Source organism: Shimia sp. R9_3 (assembly GCF_017743755.1).
GTDB lineage: Bacteria > Pseudomonadota > Alphaproteobacteria > Rhodobacterales > Rhodobacteraceae > Shimia.
Genome location: NZ_JAGHRP010000003.1, coordinates 23,608 through 40,526 on the forward strand (window position 1 = coordinate 23,608; position 16,919 = coordinate 40,526).

The window sequence follows — 16,919 nt, forward strand, 5'->3', positions numbered from 1 at the left end:
TCGGAGCAAAGGGCCACTCTTAAGTAGTGACCTATGCGGGTAGCGCGGAGCGATTCTACCCCAATAGCGTTGATGTCTCGCAAGTTAAGTGCATGGAAAGGCGACGGAAAATGCCTAAATATGGGGCATTGGATGCCCCAACGTCACAAAAGACGCAGGGCACAGTCAACTTTAAACTCTTGTAAGCTTATTAGTCCACAAGGTGCCCTCACTCAGGAAATAACGAACCCGGTTAGGACACCGCGATGAAACTCAGACTAGTCATGCTGTTGGTTATCGGCCCGCTTTTTGTTTATGCAGGCTATCTCAAATTCCAAGACATCACAGCCCAGCGTGTCGCTCTCGCAAAGGCCCATGAAATCACAGTGATCACCCATGAAGAGGCGCTGGTCGATGATGTGATCCATGAGTTGCAGAAGGAGCGCGGATATTCTGCGGGCTTCATCGCCTCAAGTGGCAAAAACTTCGCCAAAGAGCTGAAGGCGCAACGCCAGGAAGCTTCCCACGTGATCGCGGGAATGCGCGCGGAGGTCGTCGCCTTGCTGACGGAAAAAGCGCAGCTCGTGGCGGAGGTCGAAGACCGGCTAGACGCTTTGGATGATATGCGTGGGCGGGTCGATAGGGCCGCCGCCACGGTTCAGGAGATGGCAAAGTTCTATACGGGCACGATCGACTTGCTGATCGATTTGGCGCGCCCGCCAACGACCGGAAGCGCCGGTGGCAGACTTGAGGCCATCTTGCATGCCCGCGCTCTGGTCGGCTCGGCCAAGGAAAGTGCCGGGCTGGAGCGCGCCACAGGCGCCGCTGGCTTGAGCCGGGGCTTCACTTTGGATTTGCACAATCGCTACATTGCGCTTGGGGGCGCACAGATCTCCTTGATGCATGAAACCGCCGGCGTTTTGGCAGAACCCACTTGGGAAACCGACCTTCTGGCGAGCCGGGAATTCAAAGCGCTGCAAGCCGCGCGGAACGAGATCATCTCACGCTTTGGCGCACACGAAGAATTGGCGATCACCGCCGGAGAGTGGTTTCAGATTTCCAGCCGATGGATCGATCTGCTGCGCGCCAAAGAGCTTGAATTTGTAAATGAAGTCGCGGCACTCACCGAAGGTATTGAAGCCGAGGCGCAGGCGAGCCTGAACAGTCTGATTTGGATTGGTGTGGCTATGTCCTTGCTGGTGCTGACCTTTGCTGTGATCGCCTTTGAGCGGGTGATCGGACGGATTAAATACTTGGTCACGGTGCTCGATGACTTTGCCATAGGAAATTACGAGGCTGAAATTGATGGCTTGGAAGGTCGCGGTGAGCTTCACAGCTTGGCTCGAGCCTTTGATAAGTTCCGCCATGACACGCTGGATATGCAGGCCGCGTCTGATACGCTCAAGTCTGAGCAGGAGCGTCTGAAAGCGCAGCAGGATAAAGTGGTCGCAGAGATCAGCGCCGGATTGGAGCGTCTGGCCGAAGGGGATCTCACCTACAAGTTCTGTGGGACTTTCCCGGAAGAATACGCCTCCCTACGCACTGATTTTAGCGGTGCCATGGCAAAACTCAACGACACGCTGGCAAGCGTGGTGCACAACACCTCCAGCATCCGCGATGCCGCAACAGGCATCACAGAAGCCTCGCTCGAGCTCTCACGCCGCAGCGAAAATCAGGCGGCGACACTTGAGGAGACCTCCGCAGCGCTTGAGGAACTGACCGCCAGCGTCCGCGCAGCAGCAGAAGGTGCGCGCGGCGTTCAGAACACAACCGACAGCGCGCGTTCTGAGGCGACCGAAAGTGGTCAGGTGGTCATGCAAGCCGTTCAGGCCATGTCGGAAATATCAGACTCGTCAGGCCAGATCGCGCAGAACATTGGTGTCATTGACGACATTGCCTTCCAAACGAACCTCTTGGCGCTTAACGCAGGTGTTGAGGCCGCCCGGGCCGGGGACGCGGGCAGTGGCTTTGCGGTTGTGGCGTCCGAAGTGCGGGCGCTGGCGCAAAAATCCTCAGAAGCCGCCACCGAGATCAAATCGCTAATAGCCGAAAGTACGGATCATGTGAGCAATGGTGTGGAGCTTGTGAACAAGACGGGCAAGGCATTGGAAAACATCGTGCACCGCGTGGGCCATATCTCTGAGCTGGTCTCTGAGATGGCGGCAGGCTCCAGTGATCAGGCCACAGGCCTTGGAGAGCTCAACGCCGGTGTGGCCCAGCTCGATCAGGTCACACAGCAAAATGCCGCCATGGCGCAAAACGCCAACACCACTTGTCACACTTTGAAAGAAGAAGCCGACGAGCTCGAGCGCTTGGTGGGGCAGTTCACACTCTTTGAAGGAGGCGTGGCTGCAGGTGATACCACCTTTGACAGCGCGGCGGATGGCGCTGAGGAGTATGAAGACACCGCATTTCCTGGGGCAAAACAGGCCAAAAACGCAGCCTAAGCTCGCGAATGGTCTTAAGGCCGTCAGCGCAGTTTAAGCGCTGGCGGCTTTATTTATATTCAATGATCCGCATGCTGCGCCCCATAAGGCGGCGCCAATGAAACATCCCCATGCCCAGAATATTGGGCACTTTCGAGAGGGTGATCAGCCGCGCATGGCGCCAGGCTTCCCAATAAGGCAGCCCCGCCGTGACAAGACCGTTTTTTGTGCGGATGTAGCTTGCCGTATAGATCATGAGCACAGTCACAAAGGCCCAGCGATTGCTCAGCAGGCCCCAGGTTGCGAGTGCGGGGAAAAGCGCCCCATAGACAACCGCACGGGCCTGTTCTCGCAACGCATAGGGCGGATGCATCCAACCCACCTGCGCATAGGCATGGCCACCGCGCACGGCGCGCTGCCACCATTGCGAAAATTCCAGCATTGCGGCGTCATGGCGGGTCATCTCTTCGGGCAGGCGGCGGAGTGTCCAACCGGCTTTGCCGACCCGAAGGCAAAACTCTTCATCTTCTCCAGCAATCACCGCCGCATCAAATCCACCGGCCGCCACAAAGGCCGCACTGCGCACCAGCATATCACCGCCACAAACGGTGATGTCCCCCGCCGGCCGATGCCATTCAAAATCGCAGAGTGCGTTGTAGACACTGCGCTCCGGATACAGCTCCGCGCGCCAGCCGGTCACCAGACCAAGTTTGGGATCTGCTTGCAGCGCCGCTTCTCCGGTCGCGATCCAGCCCTCGGCCACAATGCAGTCTCCGTCCACAAACTGCACGAACTCCGGCAGATCTTCGGTCTCCGCCAAAGCGTCAAACCCGGCCTGCCGTGCCCGAGCGGCTGTGAAAGGCAGGCTGTCATCCAGTTCGATGACCAGAGCGCCGGCTGTTCGGGCTGCTTCAACGGAGCTGTCAGCGCTGCCGCTGTCCACATAGACAATCTCGACTTCCTGCGCGACGAGAGAGGCGAGGCAGGCGACCAACCGCTCGCCCTCATTGCGCCCAATCACAATGGCCGTGGTGGCTCTCATCGCGCGCGCTCCTGCAGCAGAGCCCGCAACCGTGCGGCTTCTTTATCAATATCAAAGGCCGCCTCCACCTTGGCGCGTCCAGCGATCCCCATTGCCGTGGCGCGCGCCGGATTGGCCAGCAGCTTGGCAATGGCCTGTGCCAGCGCACCCGGGTCTCCCGGTGGCACCAACAGGCCAGAGACACCTTCGGTCACCAGCTCGGGAATGCCGGCAATCTGGGTGGCCACCACAGGTCTGCGCGCGGCCATTGCCTCCATCAGAACCACGGGCACGCCTTCCGCAAAGCTTGGAAGCACCAGCATATCCGCCGCGGAAAGCGCCTCCGCCACCTCTGACTGGGACTTGTACCCAACAAAAGAGACATGATCTGAAAGCCCGGCCGCGTCGGTCTGAGATTGCAGCGCCTTGCGGCCTGGTCCATCTCCAATCACGGTCAGATGCACATCCGGTTCTTTCTGCACCAGCTGTTCCATCGCCCGCAGCAGGATCGGCAGTCCTTTGACGGGGGCAAGCCGTCCCACAAACAGCAGCTTGGTGCCCATCGGCGTCTCCGCCCCATCATAGCGCGCAGGCTCCACGCCGCAGTGGATGATGTGCAGTTTGCTCCAGTTTTTTGGATCGCTGAACGCCATGGCTTGTGAGCGGCAAAAATGGCTGATGCAGGCCACAAAGTCTGCGCGCGCGATCTTTTCATCGAGCCGCCAATGGTCCGGTGCAAAGAAAATATCGGGCCCATGCAACGTGAAACTATAGGGGATGCCGGACAGTTCGGAGGTCAGCATCGCCACGCTGCAGGATGATTTTGCAATGTGGTTGTGCAGATGCCGCACGCCCTTTTTGCGCAAATGTGCGGCCAAAACCGCGGCTTCCACAAAATAGAACAGTTGATAGAGCAGATTGCGCAGGCCGGGCGGTGCAGTTTTGACCGCCAATACCAACGCGCGCAGGAACCGAAGCGGGTTACGCAGCAGGGCCCCAAACACCGCTGAGAGCAGCGGCAGTGGGGATTTGGCCGCCGCCAGAATGTAAAAGGTGGCCTTGGCTTCGGCCTTCTGTTCCTCACCAACAAGATGTTCTGCACCTGTGCGGCGCACCGAACATGTTTCCACCCGCTGACCTTGCCCGCGCAGGGCGGTCACCTCGCGTTGAATAAAGGTGTCGGTCGCGCGCGGATACTCTCCGGTCAGATAGGCGATGGGGGCGTCTTGCCGGGTCACGGTGCTTCGACCTGCTGCTGGCGATCTATGTCTGTTTGCATCGCGGTTTCAAAGGGCACCATTTCAACTGGTCCCAAGATCTTGTGCATGTGTGTATTGTCATATGTCAGCGGACGGTGGCGTGTCTCCAAAATTGGGGAGCGCAGCAGGCCCGGCATCGCGCCAATATCTGGCGTGACAGCGGCGAACAGCCGCCATACCCTGAGCGGAATGCGCATGGTGGCCTTGGGCCAGCCACAAACGCGAAAGGCGGTCACATACCGGCGTCGGTCAGGCAGATCATCGTCAACCACATTGACGATGCCCACGCCAGTTCGTGTTTGCGCCGCGCGCACCAGCATGGTGGCTGCCAGTTCAACACGACACAATGGCAGTGTTCCGCCGCCGTCGATCATCATCAAAAGGCTGCTCACCGCAGGGCCAACATGTGCATTGAACAGATGCTCTGGCCCCCACACCGCCCCGAGCCGCAGCGTGCTCAGCGCAAAACCATAAAGCGCCGCCCCGTCGTCAAACATGGTCTCCTGCGCGTGTTTCGCATTGGCGTAATCCGTGCGCCCTGCGGGACCCGTGGGGCAGGCCTCGGTCAGAGCGGCATGATCCGCAAGTTGGCGCACGTCATACACATCAAACGATCCCGCCAGCACCACATGCGGCACGTCTGCAGCCACCACTGCGTCAATCACGCGTCGGCTGACGGTCAGCGTGTCGCGGATCTGATCGCCCGATAGCGTGGCGGCGCAGTGAATGAGGGTTTGAGCACCTTTGAGTGCATCCGCCAGTGCGTCGCTGGATTGCGCCAGATCCAAAGCCACAACCGTGATGCCGCTGTCCGCTTGCCAATCTGGCGGCGCGCTTTCAAGGCGGCGGACAAAGGCACGCACAGGGATGTTCTGTCTGCGCGCTTCCGCCACGCAGTGGCGTCCAATAAAACCGGCTGCACCGGTGATGGCCAAATCTGTCATCGTCAAACCGCCCAAGGCATTGCAGGAATAGGGTCGCACCGTGTCGACATTTCTTGAGAGCCGCTGTCCGCTCCGGCGTTCTGAACGGCGAGTGTCACCTCGTTCAGATGCAGCGCGAAATCTGCGCTCAAACGGCAAGGGCGCTCTTCGCGCAGCGCGTCCAGCATTTCCACCGGCCCCAGCGCAAAGTTCATGGCGGCAGCACCCCACCGCGCGACTTTCGGATGTGTGGCGCCAGACAGGCGTTGGCGCTTGCCAATCGGATGTTCCATCAGCCGCCGTCGCAAAGTGAAACGTTTGTGAAACCGCACCGCCGCTTCGTTGTCCCAGGCCTGTTTGACCTGCAGCACGCCTTTGTCGCCAAAGACCCGGATGCGATGATCATGGCTGCCGACAATCGAACAGGTCAGCCTTGCGGTGATGCCGTTCTCAAAAAAGAGCGTGGCGGTGGAAAAATCCGGTGTGCGGTGAACCCCTTTGTAAGGCACGCATTCCGCAGATGCCGCCACAACACGGCGCACAGTGCCAAACATGCCAATCAACCAGGTGAGGTAATAGCCTGCGTGCTCAAGCGTGCAGCCCACCACAAATTCATCTTTCGAAGGCCATGGCGCGCCGCTGTCGCTTTGCCAGCCGCCATAAGGCGCTTGCGGTACAAAGCCGTCATCTAGCTCCGCGTAAATCAGCCGCACAGATCCAGCCACATCCTCGCGGATGGCTTTGGCAAGGGTCTGGGCTGCCTCCCCAAGCACAGAGCAGGGGGCCGAGGCCAACATCAGCCCCTTTTCCGATGCCAGATCATGCAGGGCAATCGCCTCGTCCATTTCCATCGCCAACGGCTTTTCGGAATACACATGATGGCCAGCGTTCAGGCAGGTGCGGCTTACATCATAGTGCGCTGATGGGTTGGTCAGGTTGAGAACCAAGGAGCCTTTCGGCAGGTTCGCCAAAAACCGCTCTAAACTGTCGGCTTTGTGCAGGTTCCAATAGGTGGCAAAACTCCGGAGCCGCTCAGGATCATGGTCATAAACTTGGGTCACCGCGACATCCGGATGCGCCGCAAAAGAACGCATATAAAGGTCGGCCACAAAGCCGCATCCGATAATGGAAACGCTGCGTGTCTTGCCGGCGGTCATAGAGCGAACCCTTTAGAAAGTAAGTACAATAAACTATAGGCTGCGCGCGGCCTGTTGCCACCATGGCGGGGATGGCTTCGCCGCGAGATGTGGCCCAATAGAACCACTTGCCGCAAATTCAGATACCCGCTTGTGACAGGTAAAAATACTTGGTGATAAGTTCTGCAAAACCCTTAAGGCAGCGGCGGTTTCTTGCAGTTTTCCACGATCACAAAGCCGGTCTCGGTCAATGTCGCAACCATGACGGCGCTGCAATCTGCGGTGCAGGCGCGATTTGCGGCGGGGGATGGGTTTGCCTTGGCGACGGTCAATCTCGATCATCTGGTTAAGCTACGCAAAGATGTGGCCTTTTGTGAGGCCTATCTGGTGCAGGATTTTGTTGTTGCAGATGGCAATCCCATCGTCTGGCTGTCGCGTCTCGCAGCAAAGCCAGTCGCGCTTCTGCCGGGGGCTGATCTGGTGCTTCCCCTGATGCAATGGGCCGCGGAAGCGCAGGTGCGGGTCGCGTTGATCGGCAGCACGGAGGCCGCCCTTCAGGCCGCGGCAGCCGCGTTGAAAGAGCAAGTGCCGGATGTTGAGATTGTCGCCACGCTTGCGCCGCCGATGGGATTTGATCCCGACAGTGAAGCAGCCGAAGCGCTTCTTCAACAGGCGGCTGATGCGGGCGCGCGCATGACCTTTCTGGCTTTAGGGGCACCAAAACAGGAACGCCTCGCCGCGCGCGGGCGGCAGATTGTGCCGCAGATGGGGTTCGCCAGTATCGGGGCTGGGTTGGATTTCTGGGCAGGTACACAGCACCGCGCGCCCCTTTGGGTGCGGAAACTGGCTCTGGAATGGCTGTGGCGCGCGGTGAGCAACCCGTCACGTTTGGCTGGTCGATATCTGCGTTGTTTGGCCATTTTGCCCAGCCTGCTGATCGACGCGCTGAGGCAGCGGAGGGCCTAAAGCACGATCCGCCGGGGCTGTCGCCGTTGCATGCGGATCAAGTCCTTCACACGGCCCTTGAGGCCACGAGGGAGCAAAACCTCCCGATCCCGATCAAACACCGCGCCGTTCAGGCTGGGATCATCCCACAGTGCCAGGGTTGCGCCCCACTCTGCCGCCAGCGTCGGGTCGATGCCGTCTTCCAGCCCCATATCGGTGCGCAAAATGCCGGGCATCCAGGTGTTGATCACAATCTTTGGCAACCGATCTCCCAAATCTGCGACCAATGCCCGCGAAAAGCTGCTCACTGCCCCTTTGGAAACACTATAGGCCGCACTGCAGGGCAGGGGTTGCAAATCGGAAAAGCTGCCGACGTTCAGAATGCGACCATGTCCAAGCGCCGTCATGTCCGTGAGTGCCTCAGACGTGCAATTCACCACGCCCCCCAGATTGACCGCCATTGTGTGCATAAAGCTTTCAGGCGTTTCATCAAGAATATCGCGGTGCGGATAGACCGCTGCGTTGTTGATCAGGATCGACACCGCCCCATGCTTCCGCACTGTCCCAAAGGCGGTGCGTACCGCATCAGGATCTGCTACATCCGCAACGATGGGGAGGAACTGCGCACCGGCGAGCACGGCGGTTTCTTCAAGCTTTTCAGCACGCCGTCCCAAACCGGCAACGGTGATGCCTTTGGCTGTCAGCGCAATAGCCAACGCTCGTCCAAGCCCCGATCCGGCCCCTGTCACCACGGCAATCCGCCCAGCTTTCTGCTCAGCCATTCGGTCTGTCCTCCGCTTCAAAACTGTCGGCGATCACATCCCCCACTCTCAGGGCATTGGCCGCGATGGTCAGGCTGGGGTTTACCCCCATCGACGTGGGCATGAAACTCGCATCCACCACCCAGAGATTGGGCACCTCGTGGAACGCGCAATTGCGATCCAGCACCGAGGTTTGCGGATCATCGCCAAACCGCAACGTGCCGCAGGGGTGGCCAAAGTTCAGCTCGGGACCAGCGCTCACAAACATCATCCGCAGGCCTTTAAGGCCTTGGCGAAGCGCCTTGCGAAAGGCTGTGCGGCGTGCGAGGAGCTCAGGTGCCATTGTGTAAGAAATCGCCAGACGGTGTGGATCTTTTGGGTCAAACACCACGCGATTTTCCGTCTTTGGCAGATCCTCCAAAATCCCGACAAAGAGCTTTGCACTGCCAAAGAGCTTTGCCGCGAGTGCCGCTGGTAGGCGCAGAAAGGGTTTCACGCCGCGCAGATGCCGCAGTGGGCTGCGTTCAAATGCCATGTTCAGATAATGCAGGATCTCGCCATAACGCGCCTCAACCCCCATGGCCTGCACCATGCCAAACCGCTCGCCGCTTTTGTGATAGAGATCGCGAAATGCCAATGCCTTGCTCGCGCCATTGCTCTTTGCGCCGCGCTTGGGCCACAGAAGGAACATCTCATTGAGATGAAACATCAAATTGCGCCCGACCATGCCGCTTTGGTTGCCCAGGTCACCCGAGGCCATGAGCACACGCGGCGAATGTAGCGCGCCTGCCGACAGTACGTATCCCCGCGCGCTCAACTCGGCCTCTTCGCCAGCTTTGCACAGGCGCAGTGCCGTGACTCCGTCACCTTGATGCAGAATCTCGGTGACCTCACAAAGATCAATCAAGGCGGCCTTGCCGGTTCCCAATGCCGGTTCCACCCCGGCTGAGCGGCCATCCATCTTGTAGTCATAAGGGCATTTGCGGCCTAGGTAATCCGCTCCACGGATACTGTCCTTGAGTGCCAAGTGACCTTTGTAGGGGTGCAGCCCCGCCGAAGCCATGGCGTCAAAAAGCGCCTTATCCGCCGTGGACATGGGCGCGCCATCTGGGATTTGAGACGGCTGCCCCAAAGGATCATCCGTGCCGCAGACATGATACATCGCTTCTGCCGCATCAAAATAGGGCACCATCTCCGCGTAGGATACGGGCCAACCGCCAGTGGGGTGTGGCGTCTCAGCGCTGTGATCCAGATCATGGGGCGCTGGGCGCTCCAACGCTGCGGCGTAAAACACCGAACTGCCGCCAACGCCTGCGCCGAGAGGTGCGTTGAATGTGGTTGAAAGGCCGTTCACCGTGGCTTCCAGTGGCTCCGGCCAATAGCCGCGTACCAGCCGCGCTTCCCGATCCCAAATGTCGGGGTTGAGGTCATGCTCCTCCGCGCGCACCCCGATTGGCCCGCGTTCCACAAACAAGACCGACAGTCCGCGCTCCGCCAGCCGCCTGCCAATGGTGCCGCCTCCCATGCCCGTGCCAATCACGATCACGTCCCAAGTGCGCGCGATCGCTTCGGTTAGAGAAATCGGGGCGGTGGTGGTCATCCCGGATGCCACGTCATGACAGGGTAAAACACCGCGCGCATCCGGCGCGCCGCCGCGTTGGTGACATGGTTGTTGTCAAAATACTGCCCCACGCCTCCCTGCACCGCGTCACAGAGGAATGGATCACAAAACCAATCCCATGTGTCGAGGATTTGCGCGCCGCTCCGACTGAGCGCCTCATTGGCTCCGGCAGCACGACGCTCTGCATTTGTTACGCTGATCTGTCCGATCCGACGCGCAAGTTGCGCCGTCAGTCGACCATGCACCAAAGCCCGCGCAATATCGGGTGCCTTGTAGTAGGCGATCTCCGGCGGTTGGCGCAGCACATAAACATCGCGATCGAGCTGCGCGATCTCTTCCGTTGTGGCGGCCAGCGCCTTGGCCAGCAATCTGTCTTGGGTCATCGGGCCCAGGGCCTCACTGCGCAAACGGATGGTGTTGTGCATGTCGTTGCCGCTGCCTTCACCCGTGGCGTAATAGGCCCAGCGTCCGATCAGCAGCACATCGCGCAGATCAGGCATCTGCTGCAGCGCTGCTCTGATCTGTCGGTTTGCCGCTGCGCAGGCCGCGTCTTGGGCGCGGGTGGCCGCGCTTTCCTGTTTGGTGACGTCAAACAGAGGCGCACAGCCTGCGCGCCAAATCACCAGCCCGCTGCGTTTGGTTTCATGGGCCGCTTGATCCAGCCCCTCAAAATAAGCCCGCACGTGGCTATCACCCCAAACGATCAGGTTGTGATGCGCGCTCTCAGGCCCGATCGGGCACACCTCCAGCCCTTCCAATGGGCCGTCTTTGGGTTCGTAGCAGCGGGAGAAATCCTGAAGGAAGTCTCCTGTCGCGGCAATGTGCATCTGGGATTGCTTATCAAAGCGCTGCGGCAACCCATCGGTACGGTAGATCACCCATGAGAAGCTCACCGCGAGTGCCGAGGCAGCCACTAATGCGCTCAGCAGAGACCAGCTGGCCAGCTGAGTGGCTCTGCGCACGGGCTGTTCTACAAACCGCCACGACAGCGTTGCTAAGACAAAGGAAATCGAAATCCAGAGCGCGGTCTCGGCAGGCCCGGCGTAGCTGCCCTGCAGATAGGTTGTCAGCGTGTAGACAGGCCAGTGCCACAAATAGAGCGAGTAAGAGATCAGACCGATCAACACAGGCACGCGCATCGACAGCACGCGGTTGACCCAATTGTCCTCCTGCCCGTTGGCAATCAACATCACCGTGCCCAGCACCGGCGCGATCACCTGCCATCCGGGAAACCCGCTGCCCGCGTGCACAAACAGAATGGAGACCCCCAAAAGCAAAAGACCAACCCAGCTGATGGCCTGATGTTCGCGCATCAGGTCGGGGCGCTCATGGCGCAAAACCGCAAGGCCCACGCCCGCCAGCAGTTCCCAGGCGCGGAACGGAAACAGATAAAACGCTGCAGTATGGGCGCGCGGGGTCATGATCATATTGCCCAGCAGCGACAGCACAAAGCAGCTTGCCAAGGCGATCCAAAGCCCCCGTGCGCTGCGGGCGAAAATCAGAAACAGCAGCGGGAGAAACACATAGAATTGCTCTTCAACCGAGAGCGACCATGTATGCAGCATGATCTTTTCTTCTGCAGCCCCATCAAAATATCCGGCCTGCCGATAAAAAATCACATTGGACAGATAGACCGTCGCGGCCACCACGCCTTTTGCGGTTTCGCGGAAATCGGAGGGCAAAAGGATCAGGGCACCAATTGCGAGCACTGCAAACGCCATCACAAAATAGGCTGGTGCCAGCCGCCGGATGCGCCGCATATAAAACTGCCCAAGCGCCAGCCGCCCGGTTTCCTGATGTTCGCGCCACAGAAGGCCGCCGATCAGAAACCCCGAGATGACAAAGAAAATGTCCACCCCGACAAAACCGCCCCCAAAACCGGGCACGCCGAAATGATAAAATACCACAGCCAGCACTGCGATGGCGCGCAGGCCGTCGATCTCTCTGCGGTGATACGGCCCGCCCAACGCCTCTGCGCGCGGGGTATCGGCCTCGTTCGTTTTCTCTTCCGGCTGATCCGAAATGTCTTTGTTTAGGGCACGTTGCATGCGCGCGGTGTTCCTTGCGTCAGATGGGTCTTGGCGCACAGAGAACACCTCTGTGCAGTGGGGGGCAAGCTTCGCCTGACGCCATAGTAACGTTGCTTTATTAAAGAGGTTTTGCGACAACGCTTTGAAATGCGCATGGATGTGTTTTGCGCCCTTTGGAGAGCCAGATTTGCAAGACCCTACGCAGGTTTCCGCAACCACACCGGATTGGAGCCGGGAGCAGATCTCCCGTTTCTGGGACCCTGCGCCTAAGCTTCTGCGCGCGATCCGCCGCTATCAGGCCGCACGTGCCAAAGGGGGCGTCTGGGGCGGATTGGTCTCCAAATACTGGGTTCTTGTGCATCGCTTCTGGTCGCTGATCACCCAATCCGAAATCCATCTCAATATGGCCATCGAAGGCGGCCTGCGCCTGCCGCATCCCACAGGCATCATTGTGCATTCCAGCGCCAGAATTGGCCCGAACTGCCAGCTCATGCATCAGGTCACTCTTGCCGGCAAGGTGGTGCTGGAGGGGCATGTAGATGTGGGTGCCGGTGCCAAACTGATCGGCCCTCTGGTCGTGGGGCGCGATGCGGAAATTGGTGCCAATGCGGTGGTCACGACAAATGTCCCGGCTGGCGCGGTGGTGGGCGGAGTGCCTGCGCGCCTGCTTAAAATGAAACCCGGCTATGAGGCAACAGCGCAAAGCAAGGCGCAAACGCGCCACTGAAACGGCCCTAAAGAATGGTGCGCGGACGTTCTTTTTGCGCCTGATCCGCGTTTGTGCCCTGTGGCGCATCCGATGTCTGCGCGCCGTGCAAACGCGCGCGCGCCATGCGTTCCGCATGACCAAACAGTGTCCCGGCAATCAGCCAAGTCGTTGGGGTCAGCGTGGCATTGGGCAGCATATCGATCATGTTAAAGCCCAGCATCACCGCAAGCGGCCCGATATAGGGGGACAACCCGTCCTCCGATGTGTCACGCGCCGAAGGAGCATCGAGCAGCTTATAAGATCTCTCTGAGCGCAGCCGGTCCTGTTCCTGCACATGAGCGTGGCGCAGCTCTCTGGAAATCAGCCAGATCGGTAACGCCATCAGACCAAATTGCGCAAGATAGCCGACCCAGCCCCAGACCCCGATCACGATGATCCAATAGCCGTCAGACACCGTGGTGATCGCGCCCGTGGTGCTGTCGCGCAAATGATTGCGCCCCCAAATGCCCCATCCAAATAGCGGCTTCTCCATGGCGCGCTCAAACAGAATGTCTTCGTTCACAATCCGGAAATTCAGCGAATGGGCCCGCTCCGCACTGACCGCTTCGGCCTGTGCTACAATCGCGTCACTCGGTACCAGATTGGCGAGCTTCAGCGCCGGATAAAGCAACATCAACGCCGCCAAGAGGGCCGCCACGCGCACCTGCGCACGCCGTCCCATGAATAGGATGACACAGCCCGCCGCCGCAGCATAAACCAGCGTTGCCAGCGTTTTGCACAACACCAGCACAGCTGCCAGATAGAGCGTCGCAAGCAGGAACTTCGCCCGCATCTGCCCGCTATCCGCCCGCCACAAAGCTAGCGCCGCGAGCAACGCCGTCAGGACAAAATACGCGAGCCAAATCCCATGGTAGAGAAACACCATAGGGCGATACCCACCGCCGCGAATGGTTTGCGAAAACAGATGCTGGTAGTAGCCGTAGACCCAATTGTTGAGCTGCGGGCTGAGCCGGACCTCCAGCAAAATGGGCAGCGAATACGCCAACCCGCCAATCATCAGGGCAATCAGCAAATCCCGTTGATCCGCACGGGTCTGCAAGAGCGCCCGCGCCAGCAGAAAGCCGATCACCAGTATAAAATTGTTGATCGGCTGCGCTACCGCATCCTGCAGATACAGTCCGCGAATGAACATCTCAGTGAAAATCAACGGCTCGCCATTGGTCAGCACCGTTGCCACCGGACTCAGCACAAAGATCGCCAGAAGCCAACGCGCGAGCATGCTATCGGGCAACAGTTTTGGTCGCTGCGGCAGCACAAAGAGCACCACGATCAGGATTGCCAGATTGGGCAGGCTGGTTTTGTCCAGCGCGGGCATGAGAGGGAAGTCAAACTCGGCCGGTGGTGGGGGCAGCAGCAAATAGGCCCCAAGCAGCGACCAGATCAATGCCCGCCCGGGCGGCAGGCTGACAAACAGCCGCCAAATCACCACCGGCCAAAGCATCAGCATCAGGGTGGCAAGAACATTGGGCATCAGGCGGGGGCCTTCCTCGTCAGCTTTGCGGGTTTTGCGGGCAATGCGCGAAGCCGCCGGTCTCTGACGCCACCTTAACCTGCAGCGTCAGAGCTGTCAGCCGAAGCAGATCAGCGGCCGGTGGCGGCTGTCACCACGGCCACAGTGCGCAGAATGATCTTCAGATCCGTGCGCAGCGACAGCGCGCGGTCATAGTGGCTGTCGTGGATGGCGCGCTCGGCAAAGCTGCATTCGTTGCGCTCAGAAATCTGCCAGAAACCGGTGATCCCGGGGCGCAGGGTGTAGTAAGCTGCACCCGGATAAAGTGTGGCTTGCTCCGGCATCATCGGGCGCGGCCCAACCACGGACATGTCGCCCATCAGCACGTTAAAGAACTGCGGCAGCTCATCCATCGAGGTTTTGCGGATGATCCGGCCAAGCCGCGTGATCCGGGGATCATCGGTCAGCTTCTGCTTGTCTTCCCACTCCATGCGGGCCTTGGGGTTGCGTTTCAGAAGCTCTTCCAGCTCGCTCTCCGCATTGGGAACCATCGAGCGGAGTTTGAGCATGTAAAACCGCTTGCCGTTTTTCCCGATGCGTTCCTGTCGATAAAACGGCGCGCTGCCATCCAGCGAGATCAACAGCGCCAGCAGTGTGATGACAAGGCTCACCGGCAGCGCCACAATCAGCACAAAAATTACGTCACAAAACCGCTTAAACCCGCCTCGGTAGATCCCGTGCCTGTTTGGGGTTACCACAAACCCCTGCGCAAAATCGTCCCGCGAATAAATCGCCATTTGTTTCATCCCCAAAACACACCGGGGAGGGCATCATCGAACACAAAACATCACTGTGGTCGGTCCCATGCGGTTCCGACAAATCCGTCATTCTGAGCTGTTTTGAAAAAGAGGTCCCTATCAGCAGGGATCAGTCACAGTGTCGTCCTTAGTCTTAGTTCTTCAGATGCTCCTCCAAGGAAGCGCCCACCCAAGGACAAACCTTAGCCACAATTTTCCAGAAATCCACCTTAACTTAAGTATAGATTTGGCTAAATGGTTGAAAATAAGCACTTCTGTTGGGTGTGTGGCCGCTAGAAACTGACATATTGGTTAAAATTGAAGTCAGCTTCTCTGGCGCCGGTGTCCGCATTGGAAACGATGGTTTTGAGGGGGTGTCATTGTTTCTGATTGCGCAGGCGAGGGCACACGGGGGCACTCAAAAACCTACAGGGTGATTCGGCGAAAATCCGCCCATCACCGTCAAATTTGACCGAATTGTGGCGCTCAGCTGCTGAGATTCAAGATCGCCGTGGCCAGCACACCAAAGGTTGCGATCAGTGCTGTAAAGCGGGCGACTGAGCCCAAGGTTTTGAGCCGCCTTTGTTTGGGTGTCTGCAGCACCGGAATTGCAGCCACGGCGCGCAGCCGCAGTTGTCGTTCCAGTTGTCCGCGAGTCCAGATCACCGGGCTGCGCATTTCAATCAACAGCACAAAGCTGATGGCGACCATCACGCTCAGCAATCCACCCATTGCCAGAATGCGTTTGCGCGACGGAGCGACCGGCCAATCCGGCGGCAAGGCTTTTTCCAGAACGGTAAAGCTTTCCGACTGTTGGCTCGCTTCCAGCATCTGCTGCATCTCGGCTTCGGCTTTGCCTGCCGTGATTGCCTGATATTGCTCTTCCAGTTTCGCAAGCTGACGCTCCAGCTTGCCATATTGCTGTTCCAGTCGCGGCGTATCTGCCAGCGCGGCCTCAATCTCGGCAATTTCCAGTTGATAGAGCGCAGCCTCTTCCTTCAGGCGGCGCACACGCTGTGCGCGCACCGAATTGCCGCCGGAGGCTGCGCTTTCATTCTCAAGGATTTGGCGCTGCACTTCGAGTTCGATCTGCTGGAGATCCACTAGCCGCGTCCGCAGCGCCTCCACCCCGCCAGACAGCAAAACGGCATTGTCCCGTTTGTAGTCAGCGATCTGCGTTTCCATGGCGGCAATACCCGCCCCGACACGGCGCTCCTCACTGTCAAAGAAATTCAGCGTTTCGGTAATGCGTGCGATGCGGCGCTGATCTTCCTGCTCCAGCACATTGTTGACCAGCTCGTTGGCCACATTGGCGGCCAGCACCGGGTCTGTCATCCGCACCGTCACCAGAAGAGCGGACGGGCTGATATCCTGACGCCAACGAAATTCCGGGTTGATGATATGCACCACCCGCGCAGTTTCGCGCAGCAGGGCCACCTTTTGCATCTCGCTCAGGTCAGAGTCGCGATAAAGCCCAAACTTCTGGATGATGGTCAACAGGTTGTCCCGCGCCATCACACGCTGCTCCACGATCTGCAGCTTTTGCAGCATATCCGCGTTCAACGCACCCGGCGTGGTGCTGCCGGTTTGGATAGAGGGCTGCTCAATCTGAATGGTGGCGGAGGTTTCGTACTCTCGCGGCAGGCTCAGCACATAGGCAAGGGAGATCAGCAGCCCAGCGGCAATCACACTGACCCACAGAAACGACCTTCTGCGCAACATTCCCAGCACTTCAGCAATAGACTGGATCTTATCCATGCCCGTCCTCAAACCTTCCAGCGGCGCGACTCAGACCCCGCGCT

13 protein-coding genes are annotated in these 16,919 nt (G+C 59.0%); 3 read left to right on the forward strand and 10 right to left on the reverse strand.

All coding sequences use genetic code 11. The annotated features are described in order from the left end of the window. Positions 1–245: 245 nt before the first annotated feature. Positions 246–2,426 (forward strand): methyl-accepting chemotaxis protein, encoded by a 2,181-nt coding sequence (locus J7412_RS09015; RefSeq protein ID WP_209078378.1) that lies wholly within the window; start codon positions 246–248, stop codon positions 2,424–2,426. A 49-nt stretch (positions 2,427–2,475) separates the two neighbouring features. Here J7412_RS09015 and J7412_RS09020 read toward each other — a convergent pair whose 3' ends face one another. From J7412_RS09020 to J7412_RS09035, 4 genes are read right to left on the reverse strand one after another with little or no spacing between them, the layout of a single operon-like run. Beyond that, positions 2,476–3,447, reverse strand: a complete 972-nt coding sequence (locus J7412_RS09020; RefSeq protein WP_209078379.1) for a glycosyltransferase — start codon at positions 3,445–3,447, stop codon at positions 2,476–2,478. Beyond that, the gene (locus J7412_RS09025; RefSeq protein WP_209078380.1) at positions 3,444–4,664 is read right to left on the reverse strand and encodes a glycosyltransferase family 4 protein; all 1,221 of its coding nucleotides are present in this window, start codon (positions 4,662–4,664) and stop codon (positions 3,444–3,446) included. The genes J7412_RS09020 and J7412_RS09025 overlap by 4 nt, the downstream gene beginning before the upstream one ends. Then, complete coding sequence (locus J7412_RS09030; protein ID WP_209078381.1) at positions 4,661–5,629, reverse strand: NAD(P)-dependent oxidoreductase; 969 nt, start codon at positions 5,627–5,629, stop codon at positions 4,661–4,663. The genes J7412_RS09025 and J7412_RS09030 overlap by 4 nt, the downstream gene beginning before the upstream one ends. A gap of 2 nt (positions 5,630–5,631) precedes the next feature. Further along, a complete protein-coding gene (locus J7412_RS09035; RefSeq protein WP_209078382.1) occupies positions 5,632–6,765 on the reverse strand; it encodes a Gfo/Idh/MocA family oxidoreductase in 1,134 nt (377 codons plus the stop codon). Positions 6,766–6,957: 192 nt separating this feature from the next. Between J7412_RS09035 and J7412_RS09040 the strand changes: the two genes are divergently transcribed. Then, positions 6,958–7,710 carry a WecB/TagA/CpsF family glycosyltransferase gene (locus J7412_RS09040; protein WP_348540486.1) on the forward strand — a complete coding sequence of 251 codons (753 nt, stop codon included), beginning with the start codon at positions 6,958–6,960 and terminating at the stop codon, positions 7,708–7,710. On the opposite strand, the gene J7412_RS09045 is transcribed toward J7412_RS09040, so the two are convergent. Genes J7412_RS09045 through J7412_RS09055 form a run of 3 tightly spaced genes read right to left on the reverse strand, consistent with a single transcriptional unit; the run spans position 7,707 to position 12,119 of the window. Then, a complete protein-coding gene (locus tag J7412_RS09045; RefSeq protein ID WP_209078383.1) occupies positions 7,707–8,471 on the reverse strand; it encodes an SDR family oxidoreductase in 765 nt (254 codons plus the stop codon). The two genes, J7412_RS09040 and J7412_RS09045, sit on opposite strands and share 4 nt — an antisense overlap. Beyond that, positions 8,464–10,050 (reverse strand): GMC family oxidoreductase, encoded by a 1,587-nt coding sequence (locus J7412_RS09050; protein WP_209078384.1) that lies wholly within the window; start codon positions 10,048–10,050, stop codon positions 8,464–8,466. Before J7412_RS09050 ends, J7412_RS09045 begins: the two co-directional genes overlap by 8 nt. Then, the gene (locus tag J7412_RS09055) at positions 10,047–12,119 is read right to left on the reverse strand and encodes an acyltransferase family protein (protein WP_209078385.1); all 2,073 of its coding nucleotides are present in this window, start codon (positions 12,117–12,119) and stop codon (positions 10,047–10,049) included. Before J7412_RS09055 ends, J7412_RS09050 begins: the two co-directional genes overlap by 4 nt. Positions 12,120–12,288: 169 nt before the next feature. Here J7412_RS09055 and J7412_RS09060 point away from each other — a divergent pair, with 169 nt between their 5' ends. Then, complete coding sequence (locus J7412_RS09060) at positions 12,289–12,828, forward strand: serine acetyltransferase (RefSeq protein ID WP_247743850.1); 540 nt, start codon at positions 12,289–12,291, stop codon at positions 12,826–12,828. Positions 12,829–12,835: 7 nt separating this feature from the next. Here J7412_RS09060 and J7412_RS09065 read toward each other — a convergent pair whose 3' ends face one another. The 3 genes from J7412_RS09065 to J7412_RS09075 form a co-directional block, all read right to left on the reverse strand. Beyond that, positions 12,836–14,341, reverse strand: a complete 1,506-nt coding sequence (locus tag J7412_RS09065) for a hypothetical protein (RefSeq protein WP_209078387.1) — start codon at positions 14,339–14,341, stop codon at positions 12,836–12,838. A 110-nt stretch (positions 14,342–14,451) separates the two neighbouring features. Beyond that, positions 14,452–15,117 (reverse strand): sugar transferase, encoded by a 666-nt coding sequence (locus J7412_RS09070; RefSeq protein ID WP_209064600.1) that lies wholly within the window; start codon positions 15,115–15,117, stop codon positions 14,452–14,454. Between the two features lie 486 nt (positions 15,118–15,603). Then, entirely contained in the window at positions 15,604–16,875 is a 1,272-nt protein-coding gene (locus tag J7412_RS09075) for a Wzz/FepE/Etk N-terminal domain-containing protein (protein ID WP_209078388.1), read from the reverse strand. Positions 16,876–16,919 lie beyond the last annotated feature (44 nt).